Annotated in this window: 7 protein-coding genes; 5 read left to right on the top strand and 2 right to left on the bottom strand. The window is 68.2% G+C overall.

The features are described from left to right. Positions 1–28 precede the first annotated feature (28 nt). Positions 29–1,078, top strand: a complete 1,050-nt coding sequence (locus tag ABZX11_RS18730) for an Ldh family oxidoreductase (protein WP_354914383.1) — start codon at positions 29–31, stop codon at positions 1,076–1,078. Beyond that, positions 1,075–3,345: a lantibiotic dehydratase gene (locus ABZX11_RS18725; protein ID WP_354914381.1), complete on the top strand. Its 2,271-nt coding sequence runs from the start codon at positions 1,075–1,077 to the stop codon at positions 3,343–3,345. The genes ABZX11_RS18730 and ABZX11_RS18725 overlap by 4 nt, the downstream gene beginning before the upstream one ends. Here the strand turns inward: ABZX11_RS18725 and ABZX11_RS18720 are convergent. Continuing rightward, on the bottom strand, positions 3,336–4,361 hold the full coding sequence (locus ABZX11_RS18720) for a streptomycin biosynthesis protein (protein WP_354914379.1): 1,026 nt from the start codon (positions 4,359–4,361) through the stop codon (positions 3,336–3,338). The genes ABZX11_RS18725 and ABZX11_RS18720 overlap by 10 nt on opposite strands. 389 nt (positions 4,362–4,750) lie before the next feature. Here ABZX11_RS18720 and ABZX11_RS18715 point away from each other — a divergent pair, with 389 nt between their 5' ends. The 3 genes from ABZX11_RS18715 (at position 4,751) to ABZX11_RS18705 (ending at position 7,398) form a co-directional block, all read left to right on the top strand. Beyond that, entirely contained in the window at positions 4,751–5,596 is an 846-nt protein-coding gene (locus ABZX11_RS18715; RefSeq protein ID WP_354914377.1) for a phytanoyl-CoA dioxygenase family protein, read from the top strand. A 76-nt stretch (positions 5,597–5,672) separates the two neighbouring features. Continuing rightward, complete coding sequence (locus ABZX11_RS18710) at positions 5,673–6,926, top strand: MFS transporter (RefSeq protein ID WP_354914375.1); 1,254 nt, start codon at positions 5,673–5,675, stop codon at positions 6,924–6,926. A 220-nt stretch (positions 6,927–7,146) separates the two neighbouring features. Continuing rightward, on the top strand, positions 7,147–7,398 hold the full coding sequence (locus ABZX11_RS18705) for a hypothetical protein (RefSeq protein ID WP_354914373.1): 252 nt from the start codon (positions 7,147–7,149) through the stop codon (positions 7,396–7,398). A gap of 253 nt (positions 7,399–7,651) precedes the next feature. Here ABZX11_RS18705 and mobF read toward each other — a convergent pair whose 3' ends face one another. Then, positions 7,652–12,763, bottom strand: coding sequence for a MobF family relaxase (mobF, locus tag ABZX11_RS18700; protein ID WP_354914595.1), 5,112 nt, complete (start codon positions 12,761–12,763; stop codon positions 7,652–7,654). Positions 12,764–12,875 lie beyond the last annotated feature (112 nt).

Raw genomic sequence — 12,875 nt, 5'->3', positions numbered from 1 at the left:
CCAGCGGACGTGGACGAAGGGTTGAGCGTTGCTGATTCCCGTTGAAGAGTTGACCGCGTTGATGACGGAGGCTCTCCAAGCGCGCGGGTTCCCACCCGATGACGCCGCGTTCATCGCGGCCGACTACCTTGGCGCCGAGCTCGAGGGCAGGCGAACCCACGGGATCGGCCGGTTCGTCGTGATCGACCGGTACCTCGATCCGGCGGCCGGGCGCCCGGCCGTCGTCGAGGACCACCACGCGGTCAGCGTCGTCGACGGCAACCGCGGCATCGGCCAGCTCGTGTGTCGGGAGGCCACGACGCTCGCCGTGGCTAAGGCGAAGTCCTACGGACTCGGTGCGGTCGCGGCCCGCAGCTTCACCCGGTTCTCCCGGTTGAAGGTCTACACCGATTTGGTCGCGGCGCAGGGACTGATCGGGGTGGCCGTGAACTGCGGGGGTGCACCGCCGCTCGTACCGCCGCCGCACGCGAGGCGGCCAGTGCTCGGCACAAACCCGATCGCTTTCGGTTTTCCGCGGGCCGGAGCCATCTGCTCGTTCGACTTCGCCACCTCCGAACGGGCTTGGGGGAACGTCCGTCAGGCGGTGCTCGACGAGACGAGCCTGCCGCCGGGTTTCGTCGACGCCGACGGCCGGGCCACGACCGACCCCGCGCTCGCCGCCGGCGTACTCGCCGCGGGAGGCGGGAAGGGATTCGCGTTGGCCTTCGCCATCGAGGTGATCAGTGGCGCGCTCGCGGGCGCGGCGCTCGGGCCGGACCAGACCTCGCAGCTCGACCTAGGCTTCCTCGTCATCGCGCTCGATCCGACGGCGTTCGGCGTCTCCGTCGACGCCGTGGCGAGCGGTGTCCGGCGGCTCAGCGAACACATCGCCGCCGCCCCAGCCGTCCCGGACGGCCCCGCGCAGCCGCACGCACCTGGTGACCGGTCCCGGGCCGCCGCCGAAGCAGCGCTGGCCGCAGGAATGCTCGAAGTTCGCGCTGAAGTTCTCGGCCGGCTTCGGCGGATGGCTCTCGGGGGGAGCGTCGAGGACGATCTCCCCAACTTGACCGCAGCCGAACCGGGAGGAGCACGCCGGTGAGCGCACCTGACGAACCTGACCACCTGGTTCCGCTGGGAGGTAGCGGCTGGGCGTTGTGGCGCGACGTGGCTCTGCGCAGCGCCGGATTTCCCGCTGAGCAGGTACTCGCGCTCCGGGACGACGAGCTGGCCGACGCCGCCGACGACGACGTGCGGTACGCGACCGTGTTCGACGAGGCGCTGGCCAGGCTCGCGGCCGCGCTCAAGGACACGACCGCCGGCCCGCGCTTCCGTGAGGCGCTGGCCTGGCAGAACCCCGATCTGGTCAGGACTCTTCTCGACCGCGAGAAGTGGGAAGGCCGGCGGAACGCCCGCCGGCGGGGGCACGAACTGGCCATCGCGACGTACCTGCAGCGCTACTGCCTCAAGAACGACACCATCGGCTTCTTCGGACCGGTCGGCTGGGCGTCGGTGACGCCTGACTCGGACCGGCTCGAACTCGTTACGGGACGCACGCTGGTCAAGGAAGCCTCGGTCTACTTCGAAGTCTGGGCGATCAACGAACTGGCGAGAGCCGTGACGCAGGATCCGGATGTGTTCGTGTGGCTCTCGCCGCGCACGAATCCGGCGAACGTGGTCATCGGCAACCTCTTGCACCGTCCCGGCCGCGAGCCACTGGCCCTGGCCCCGCGCGAGATCGCGATCTTGGAGCTGTGCGACGGCCGCCGGACGGTGTCCGACCTCGGCGCCCGTGGTGCCGAAGCAACCCGCCCGGACGTCGAGCAGGTCGTCCGCCGGCTGTGCGACCTGGGTGCTGTCACGGTCGATCTGGACCTGCCGATCCAGGCGTACCCCGAAGAGGACCTGCGCCGCCGTCTGGCCCGCATCGGTGACCCAGTGGTGCGCGAACGGGCTCTCGAGCCGCTGGCCGAGCTGATGGCCGCCCGGGACAAGCTGGCCACCGCAGTCGGGGACGCCGACGGCGTCATGCTGGCCACAACCTCCCTCGAGGAGACGTTCCAGCGGTTCACCGGCCAGGCGAGCACCCGCGAGCACGGCCGCACGTACGCCGGGCGCACGCTCCTGTACCTGGACACCGTCCGAGACATCGACGTGCGGGTGGGACGCGTGGTGCTCGACGCGATGGCCGGACCGATGTCCGCGGTACTGACCGGCGGCCGATGGCTGGCCCGCACGGCCGGAGAGCGCTATCGGCAGCAGTTCCTGGCTCTGCACAGCGGAGACGACATGCCCCTGATCGAACTCGTCGGAGAACTCTTTCCCGATGTGACGTCCGTGTCGAGGGCGATGCAGCCCACGGTCGCTCCAGTGGTCGCCGAATTCCAGCGACGCTGGCAGCAGGTTCTCCGTGTTCCCGACGGCGTGCGCCGGCATTCGGTCCGGCTCGAGGACGTCGAACAAGAGGTCGCTGAGCAGTTCGCGTGCGGGCCGGCATTGTGGAGCGCCGCCCGCAACCACTCACCCGACGTGATGATCGCGGGCGATGGCGTGGACGCTGTGAGCCGGGGCGACTTCGTCGTGGTGCTCGGGGAGATCCACCTGGCCTGCAACACTATCGAGAGCCGCTTGTTCGTCGAACAGCACCCGGACCGAGCGCGCGTGTTCACGGGGGTCGCAGCAGATCACGGTGGCAGGCGGATCTACGGCATCGAGCCAAGGGATTCGCCCTTCGTCACTTCCCGTGTCGCTCCGCCGTCCGCGCTGCTGTCGCCCGAGTACACCTACTGGTCGTGGTCGGCATCGCCCGACTCCGTGGAGCCACCGGCCGCGGTGTTACCGGCGGCGGACCTGGTCGTCGATCGCCGCGGTGCCGAACTCGTCGTCCGTTCCCGCACGACTGGGGACACCTTTGACTTTCTCGAGGTGATCGGCGAACTGCTCAGCGAAGCGGTGGTCAACGCGTTCAAGCCGCTGCCTCCGGCACCCCACCGCCCCCGCATCAGCATCGACCGGTTCGTCTTGTGCCGCGAGTCGTGGACGTTCCGGGCCGCCGAGGCGCCGTGGGCCTTCATCCCGGATGAGCGTGACCGCTATGCGGAAGCCCGCCGGTGGCGGCGACGGAACGAACTACCGGAGCGGCTGTTCTTCAAGGTGCCGACCGAGAAGAAACCGTGCTCGGTCGACTTCCGCAGCTTGCCGCTCGTGAACGTCTTCGCCAAGGCGCTCCGCCGGACCGCCGAGGCGGGACCGTCTCTGACGTTCACGCTCGGTGAAATGCTGCCTGATCTCGACGAGCTCTGGCTCCGCGACGGGGAGGATAACCGCTACACCTGCGAGCTCCGCTTCATCGCCGTGGATCAGGGTTGACCGGAGCCCTCGCCGGCACTACCGGCTCGCCGGTTGAGCTCCTCAGCGAAGGTGCGCCACGCCTCTGCGGAGATGTCCGCCAAGTCGGCGATGACGGATACGCAGTGCGGCGGCACCGAGTCGATCAGCGTCTGGTAGTCGTCGGCGTCGATCACCCGCGTGGCGAGCCACCGCAGCAGGGAACGGCCGACGTCGGTGAACCGGAGCGCCGGATCACTCATCAGAACGTCCAGGACAGCGGCCTTGTCGATGTGTTGTCGCCCGGTCGCGGTGAGGCCGGAGGGAACAGGGTCGCGAGACTCGGGGTGTTCCACGTTGCCGGCATCGCCCGAGGCACGGAACTTGGGCGGCAGTGGCCCGTCGCCACGGCGTAACCGGTCCCGGACGTCTCGCGCGGTGCTGACCGCGATCCCGGCGCGTGCGGCGACCTTCCGCAGCGACAAGCGCGGCTGTCGCGTGAGGATCTCCCCCGCGATGCGCCGGCCTTCGGCGGCATCGACGGGGCGGGTACGGCCGTCGCGCCCGATCCGGGCGTTCGACTGCGGAAGATCTTCAGTCGAACGCCGACGAAGCGCCCCGACGGTCTTGCCGGTGATCCCCGCGACTTCAGCGACGGCTCGATCCGACCACTCGGGGTGAATCGTGATGATATGCGTGGCCACCGCACGACGGTCTGCGGAGGTCAACGGCAGACCGTGCGCGGAGTTCACGCGGACGGCAAGCTGCAGCTGGTCGCTCTCGGAGCCGTCGAAGTACCTCGCTGCGATGTCGACCTCGTCGTTGAGGACAGCGGCCTTGACCCGGTGCCAGCCATCAATGACCCGCATGGTTCCGCGGCGGACGATAATGGGCGGCACCGACCGCCCCAGCTTCGCCAGCCGGCGGACGTGCTGCTCATCCTCACCGTTCAGGCGGACGTGTCCGCTGAGTACTAGATCCGCGATCGCCACCATCACAACCGGTCCCAGCGACGGGGCCGGCGCTCCAGCGCATTCTGCTTCCTGCTCCACACTCATCCGCCCCTCAGCAAGTGCGCTGGCACGGCGCCGACACCGGTTCAGGGTGATTCAAGCATGCGAACTCGTCGCACAGCCGACCAAATTCCGACGTTCCCCCACCCCGGGTTGCGCGTAATACCCAGCGCACAGATCCCCGATCTCTCAAACGGTGTCAACTATACCAACTAGCCACACGGATAGCTACCGTTCCCACTATGTGAAGCGCCTGCAGGCGTTACCCAGGTGGACGAGTAACGTAGATCAAGTTCTCCATCTGCTGTGTTCAGCGAGCGCGTCGCGGTGGATCTTCCACCCACAGTGAAACACTTTGACAAGTATCACGTGAACGATTAACATTGCCAGCACTGCCATTCTTATTAATGGATAGATGTGACGGGGGAGCTATCGTGACGGCCGTTGATGCCGGTTCTGGCCTTGCCGCAGAAGAAATCGAGACCTTCTGGAGCGAAGGGCACCTGGTCGTTCGTGGTGTACTCACCAAGACGGAAGCAGAACACTTCGGCGGGCTGATCCGCGACCTGCTACCGCGCGGACTCGACATCCCCGACCACTGGCAGGCCCACGACGGCAGGATCAAGCCGTTCTACACTCCGGGCAACCAGACGTTCGACGGTCCCGACTTCATACCGCTCTACCAGAACGAGCGGCTCTACCAGATCATGTCCCAGCTGCTCGGTTCGCCGAACCTCCTTGTCCGGGACGGCTCGGTGGCGATCACGCTGCGCAACGACGCTGTGCACGAAAGCGAGCTCAGCCAAGCTCTGCACCTCGACCCGGCCGTGCCCGGCTACGTCGATGAGTTCCTCTTCACACCCGAGGAGTTGGAAATCGGCGGTTGTTACTACTTCACGGACGTCGAGCCCGGAGGCGGAGGCATCCATGTGGTGCCGGGCGGCCACCGCGTGGTGGAGGAGCAGTCGCGTGCGGTTCCCCGCGGCAGGCAACGCTACGACCGCTGGCGGAAGTTCGCGCACCTGTTTCCTGAGACCGTCGAAGTGACCGCCGCGGCGGGTGATTTCGTGTTGATGCATCACCTGATGCCGCACGCGGCGTCGCATAACCGGCGGTCGCGCACACGATTGGCGCAGTTCTTCCGTTATGGTCGTGTCGACCAGCCGTACCGTGTCGGTGAGCGCCCTGGGGATGGGCCGGCTGACCGCAGCTTCAATGATCTGCAGCTCGCCGCGATGAGCCCGCTGGGCCGGAAGCTCTTGGGTGTCGAACCGTGGTAGCCGGATAGCGGCACTTCGGACCACACCGAACCCCGGACTTTGGAGAAATCGTGCCATGCGCGCAAAACCTGCTGGAATGCGACGGGCGCTGGCTCAGACAGTGGGAGGCCTGCCGTCCGCGTTCTGGTGGTTGTGGACGACCACACTCGTCAACCGCCTTGGCGGTTTCGTCGCCACCTTCTTGGCGCTCTACCTGACGGTCGGGCGAGGGTATTCCGCCGCCTATGCGGGCCTCGTGGTCACGCTGTACGCGGTCGGCGGCACGGCGGCCAACGTGGTCGGCGGTTTGCTGGCCGACCGGATCGGGCGGCGTCCCGTGCTGATGGCGGCGCAACTGGCGACGGCCGTGTCCACGTTGCTGCTCGGCCTTACCGATGGCAGAGCCGCCATCGCGGTCGTCGCGGTGCTCGTCGGCTTCACCAGCAACGCCTCACGGCCCGCCGTCATGGCGATCATGGCCGACGTCGTGCCCGAACGCGACCGCACAAGAGCGTTCTCGCTGAACTTCTGGGCGGTCAACATCGGGTTCGGTGCCGCCGCCGCGGTCGCCGGCCTCGTCGCCGAAGAAGGCTTCCTCCCCTTGTTCATCGGAGAAGCAGCGGCCACGCTCGTGTGCGCCTTCGTCGTGTACCTGCGGATTCCGGAGACGCGCCCGGCAGCAGACGCGCAGCAGGAGACGGCGGGACAGTCGCCACGTGGCAACGTGGTGTGGCTCGACCGGCCGTTCTTGGCGCTGACCGGGCTCACCGCGCTGGTGTGCCTGACCTACCAGCAGGCCAGCACGACGCTGCCCGTGAGCATGGCTCGTGAAGGTCTGAGCCCGGCGGCATTCGGTCTCGTCATCGGCGTCAACGGGCTCCTGATCGTCGTCCTCCAGATTCCGGTGACCCGGATGGTCGGCATCCACCGCCGTGGGCCTCTGCTGGTCGTCGCGGCGTTGTTGTCGGGGTGGGGTTTCGGCTTGCTGGTCTTCGCCAGCACCATCTGGTTCTACGCGTTCACCGTCGCGGTGTGGACTGTCGGCGAGAGCATCCTCGCGCCGGCTGCCATGGACGTCGCGACCACTCTGGCGCCCGTGGGGGCTCGCGGCCGCTACCTCGGCGTGTATTCGCTGTCCTCCTCCGTGCCGGCACTGCTCGGTCCTGCTACGGGTGGCTGGCTGTTCGATCACGTCGGGGCCGACGCGATCTGGCTGGGTTGCGGGGGGCTCGGCACGGTGGCAGCCATCGGCTACGCGGTTCTGGTGCGCACTCGACGGCTGCGGAGAACCGTGAATTCGGTGATCACCACCATTCCGGCGCACAGCCCCGAGCAGGCCAGCGAACCATGAGCTCCGCCCACGCCGCCGCTTTCCGATGTCGATGCACGCCCTTAGGAGTTCTTGCGATGAGCGACCGGTTCCTCGATGAATCCTTCGTGAGGCCCGGCGACCTCGTGCGTGACCCCGTCCTCCGAGACGCCTTCCCCAAGGCGAGCTGCTCGGGGCACCGGCTTGCCTGGGTGCTGCCGAACTCCAGAAGCTTACTGGTGACCTTCGCACCTATTACGACGTGGCCAGCTCGCTTCCGCACCGCCGGTACGACGGCGACGTCGCCGCGATGGCGCGCGCTGTCGGATTCGGTGACGCCCGTGCCGAGCTGATTTCGGCGAGCGCGGCAGCCGGACGGCGCCGCCCGATCGGCCGCGCGGATCTCTACCACGACGGCAAAGCCTTCCAGCTTCTCGAGATGAACGTGACCAGCGCACTCGGCGGGCTCGAGATCGGCGGCTCGGTGAAGGCGTGCTGCGCTCGGACAGCGTGAGGAAGTGCGTTGAAGCACGAGATCTTCAATTCGCCGATCCGATGCGCGGTCGCCCGCACCCTGCTCTCCGAACACCAGGAAAGCGGAACCTCACCTTCTTGTGGCGGCGCTGGACATAGCCCAGAACGTCCCGCCGACCGGCGGCGCACTACGTGGCCTGGCGCGCCTGGAGAAGAGGGTCGGACGACGTCCAGCGACGACGGCCACGTGCATGATTCATGGCTGCCTTCGCCGGACGTCGTCCTCCACCGCTTCAGTAGCTGAGACCGCGGTGAGAGCTTTCGTCGTAGCCGTGCTCGTGGCCATCGACCAGTTCTTCTTCCAGTTCGGTGCGCCGTGCGGTCGCGGCAGTGTCCGCCTCGGCTTCTTCTTCCTGAGCCTTTTCGGCGGCGAGTCCGGCGAAGAAACTCGCGGCGTAGTCGTCGGCGGCGTCGTGCAGTGACTCCCGGGTCAGCATGTCGTCCGATGCGATGTCCTCGCGGTCAGGTGTGGTCATCAGGCGCCTCCATTGCCGGGTGATGTCCCGCCAGGCGTCGGCGTGAAGGTCGTTGCCGGGCGGTTGGTTGCCGATCGGGGAGGCAGCATCGGTGGTCGTGATGCCGTAGGTTTCACGGTACGCTGCAGCGAGCCCGACGAGGTGATCCCACTGCCGCGCGAGGGCAGCGTCGTCGGGGCGGGCCCCGAGGCGTGCGAGCCACGTCGGTTGCTCCCGTACCGCCTGGTCTCGCAGCTGGTCGATCCGCGCGGTGATCTCCGCGTTCATGGTTGCCAGCCGCTCCAGGGAACCGTGATGGTTAGGCGCGTGCGCGAGATCGGGTTGGGCCTGCCATGACAGGGCGGAGTGGTGCCCGGCACCGGCGTCATGCTGGCGTACGAGCGCGCTGACGAGCGCTACGCCGGACTTGCGGGGATCTGCGTGTCCGGCGCCGGTTGATGTCGCGGCGACCTGGCGGGCGGCGTCGGTGAGCGCGGTGTCTGTGTCGAGTCCGCGGGTGGCGCCGCCGGCGGCGTGGCGCCACACGATGCTCCATTTTTCCTCGGTTACCGTGGCGCCGGGCAGGTGCGCGGCGACGATCTGCTGCCAGCGGGCGATCTGCTCGTCGGTGGCGGGGGCGATCCTGGCGGGCGCATCGTGGGTCCGGACGTGGGCGTTGATCCGTTTGGCGAGGACTGCGGCCGGGTCCTGGGCCCAGCTGAACCCGTGGTCGTCGACCAGGTCGCGGACGATGCGTTCGGCCTGCCACCCGCGGTCCTGCGCGCGGGCCAGCGCCGCCAGCGCGGCAGGTTCGGCACCGGCGTTGACCGCGTCGGGGACGTAGCGTGCCAGCGCATCGAGGTAGCGGTCCTCGTCACCGTCACGGGCCAGCAGCTCGTAGCGGCGAAGGAGCACGTTCAGGGGCTCGAGGACGACACGTTCCTCGACGTGATCGAACTCGGCGAACACCTCGTCCAACTCGGTCCGTCGAGCCGCAGGGCGAGGCTGCGCGGGTACGGCTGAGGCTGGCTCGCGCTCCTGGCCGAAGGACTCCCAGCGCTCGGTGAGGGTGCGCCAAGCGTGTGCCCGCGCCCCGCGGCTGTCAGGCTTGTCGCCCAGCGGCGCCTCACCGTCGATGCGGAACGTCTCGCGGTACGCAGCGACCAAGCCGACCAGGTCATCCCACTCCTCGGCCGCGATCGGATTGCCCGGCCGCGGCCCAAGGCCCGAGACCCATTCCGGCTGGTCGCGAATCACTGCGGCGCGCAGGTGCTTGACACGGTCGGCGATCGCGAGGTTCATCTCGTGCAGGTACTGGGCATGCCCGGGATGGTGATGCACGTGGGCGAAGTCAGGGCGGGCCAGCCACGGAACAGCGCGCACGTGGGCCTCACCGCGGTCACGTCGGCGCTCCAGCTCGGCGGCCAGAGCAGCGTCGGCGTAGCGGTCGTCCGGCATCGGGTCGGGCACCGTTGGGCGGGCGGCGAGCTGATGGGCGACGACGGTCAGCGCGGCGTCGGCGTCGAACCCGAGCGCCAGCGCACCGGCCGCGCGGACCCAGATCTTCTCCCAATCGGGGTCTTCGACGGCGACGTGCGGGGCGATCGCATCGACGACGCTGCGCCAGCGCGTCACGTCGGCCGGCCGGGGCGGCCCGGTCGCCGAGGGTGACTGGCGGCGCCCGAGGTGGGTGGTAATCCGGGCCAGCAGCGCCGCCCCGGGGTTGTCGGCCTCGTCCAGGGACTGGCTCCAGCGCATCACGGCGGCGACGAGCGGGTCGGGCTCCCAACCGAGGTCGTGAGCGTTGCGCAGCGTCTGGATCAGCGCCGGCTCGCTGTCCAGGTCCTGCGTGGAGGGGGCATGGCGGGCGAGGATGGCGCGGTAGCGCTCCTCGTCGCGGTAGGTCGCGGTGTAGTTGTAGCGCAGCACCAGCGTGCACATCGACACCGCCGCGTCCTGCGCCTCCCGCGTCGTCTCGGTTGCAGAGACCTCGGCGCCGGAGTGATTGAGCACTCCGGTGAGTACCGACTCCGGGGACACCGGTTCTGGGGTTTCGCGGTGCTGGTCGATGACGTGGTGGTGGGTGACGACGTAGAGGTAGTTGCCGAGCATGGCGCGGGTGATGCCGGGGTAGAACTGCTCGCGGGTCATCGTCGGCGGGACCAGCAGGTGGGCGTTGCCGGTGCTGGTCATGCCCTGGACTCGGTTGATGGTGGTGGCGTAGGCGAGCTCGACGTGGGCTTGGACGTACCCGGCCGGCAGCGTGATGGAGGCTTTGTGGACGCGGTGCTGGACGGTGATCTTGCCGCTGGCGTGGACAGCGGTGACGGTCCAGACGTCGCCGTTCTTGACGAAGTCTTTTCCCCCGAACAGCGACAGCAGGCGCTGGTTGTGCCGGGTAACAACCCAGTCCCCGACCGCCGCGGTAGTCGCGTCGTGTAATTCCACCTCCCTGCCGCGGTCGACTAGGCCTCGGTTGAGGCGCCGTTCGCGAGCGTCGATGTTCAGGGCGACGGTGTCTTCGTTGGTCGGCACGATCAGCAGCGACTGCACGCCGGCGTCGAGATCGGCCTGCCAGCGCGAGCGGGCGGCGTCGCGCATCGTCTCCAGCGACCCGTCGGACACCCGGCCGGACTCGACGTAGTACTCGAGCCCGTTCGGATTCGCCGCCCGAATCTGCAACGACGCCGCGGCCTGCTCTTCCCGGTCGTCGCCGCGGAACCGCACGATCTCCCGGAACCGGACCGCGCCGACGTCGTGGGCGATCAGGCGGATCGCGCCACCGGCTTCGACCGCGGCCAGCTGCGCGTCGTCCCCGATCAACCGGACTTCGGCGCCGTTGTTGAGCGCGTATGTGACGACCTTGTGCAAGGTGTGGGTGCCGGCCATCGCCGCCTCGTCGACGATTACCAGGTCACCGGCCTCCATCGGGAACGCGCGGTGAGCGAACCGGAACTGTAGCGCGGTGGTCAGCTGGTGCAGCGTGAGCGGCTTCGCGCCGATCGACGCGCCGAGCTCCTGGGCCGCCCGGGCGGAGGGGCCGAAGGCGTAGACGCGGTGTCTCGAGCGCCGCCACGCAGTCGCCAGCACTTTCATCGCCGAGGTCTTCCCCGCCCCGGCCGGCGCCAACGCAAGCTGCAGACGCCGTCCGGACCGGGCGAACTGGCGCACCATCTCCGTCTGGCCGGCGTTCAACCCTTGACCGGCAAGCGCCTTCTCGACAGTGTCGATGCGTAGCCGGTGCCCGCCGCCGCGGCGGGCCCACGCGACCAGATCGCCCTCGGCCGCGAGGGTCGTGGTGGTGGTGTAGCGGGTCGAGCGGTGCTCGACGAAGACCGACTCGCCGTCGCGGCGACGCAACGAGGCCGGCTCGTTGACTGCGGTCGGGCCGACGAGGGCGAGGGTGTCGGACTGGGCGAGGATGGTGTCGACGACGTCGTCGACGAGCTGTTCGCGCTTGTCGACGGGCACCTTCAGGTGCGCGGTCTGGCGGTGTGCTTCGGCGGCGAGGTTCCACCAGGAGAAGTGGCTGTAGTTGTCCGACACCACATCCCGGGTAGCCAGGGCGAGATTGGCAATGTCGAAGGCGTCGGGTTCGGCGCGTGCGCTGAGGAATACGCGGTCGGCGAGGGTGTCCAGGACCTTGGCCGGCACGAGGGTCAACGCGTGTTCACGCCACGCCCTGAGGTGTTCCGGCAGTGTTTTTGGAGGTTGTTTGCCGGGGCGGTTGTCGTACTGGGCGGCGCGGTCGATGGCGAAGATGTCCTTCGGTGTCGGCTCCTTCCCGTGCTTGGCCCGGAACTCGACGATGCGTTTCGCGCGGGCGGCTTCGAACTGGCGGTGGCGTAGGGAGAATAGCTTCACCAGCTCGACCTGGACACCTTGGAGCTGCCACACCGGGCGTTTCATGTCCACGCCTTCGGCGCCCCGCTGCACCCAGGACGCACCGTGTTCGCGGAACAGGTCGCGCAGGCGGTTGTCGAAGTACTCCGACGCAGTGACCGTCGCGGCCAGCACGGTGCGCCCGTCGAGCGCGGTCCACTCGCCGTCGTCGCTGCGCTGCACCTTCGACGAGATCAGCACGTGGAAGTGCAGGTGCGGGTCAGAAGCGCGGGAATCCCAGTGCTCGAACAACGCGGCGGTGATCCCGTTGACATCGACCTGGGCCTCGCCCATGTTCCCGCGGCGGGCGAACGCGACGTTGCGCTCCATGTAGGACACAGTGTCCAGGGCCGCTTGGCGGGTCATGCCGACAATGCCCTTCCGTCCGGCCGGTGATGCCATCGCCCACGCGATGGAGACGGTCTTGTCCGGAGCAAACACGGCCTCGAAGCCGGACACCGCCGACTTGAGATTGCGTTTCTGTTCCGCGAGCCACTTGTTCAGTTCCGTGTCGCTGACGGGACCGCTGCTCTTGTGGGCTTTGCGGTAGGCCTCTAACTGCACGCCGCGGCGCAGCTCGGCGCGCTTGGCCGCGGAGATCGGCGCGCCGATCGGACGGCCGTGCAGCCGGTTGTGGTCCTTGTACGCCTGCGATACCTGGGAGCGCAGGTGATCCAGCGCCGAGTACTGCGGGAACCGCCGCCCCAACCGGGTCGCTTTCAGCGCTTCCTCGGCGGTGGCGCCGCCGGCGATCATCTCGGCTTCGATGGCGTCGGCGTGCGGGTTGCGGCCTTCGCCGAAGAGGGCGTTCATCTGGGCAGCGGTGACTGCGCCGGAGAGTCCGAAGTGCTCTGCTCCGGCGCCGAACCATTGGCCTGCCGGGTAACCACGGGAGAGGTAGTAGTCACTTAACAGCTCGCCGGGTGCGAGCTCACGGCTGCGATCGGCGCACGCTACCGTGTTCGTGAGATACTCATGACCACCAGGGCTCAGCTTCCGCAAGCCCATCATGTCCACATCAGACTACGCCGAAAACCCGGCGGCGCCCACCTGGTTCAGAACGTCTGCAAGGGGACTGTTCCAAGATCGGTGTTTCCGGCCCGACACGCCGGGCTGAGGT

Origin of the sequence: Amycolatopsis sp. NPDC004169, from assembly GCF_040610315.1 — a bacterium.
GTDB lineage: Bacteria > Actinomycetota > Actinomycetes > Mycobacteriales > Pseudonocardiaceae > Amycolatopsis.
This window is presented reverse-complemented; position numbering and strand designations above follow the sequence as displayed.

What these genes read in the sequence shown, in the direction of transcription:
- mobF (WP_354914595.1), bottom strand. Translation starts at nt 12,763, where the DNA reads ATGGGCTTGCGGAAGCTGAGCCCTGGTGGTCATGAGTATCTCACGAAC.
- ABZX11_RS18710 (WP_354914375.1), top strand. Translation starts at nt 5,673, where the DNA reads ATGCGACGGGCGCTGGCTCAGACAGTGGGAGGCCTGCCGTCCGCGTTC.
- ABZX11_RS18720 (WP_354914379.1), bottom strand. Translation starts at nt 4,361, where the DNA reads ATGAGTGTGGAGCAGGAAGCAGAATGCGCTGGAGCGCCGGCCCCGTCG.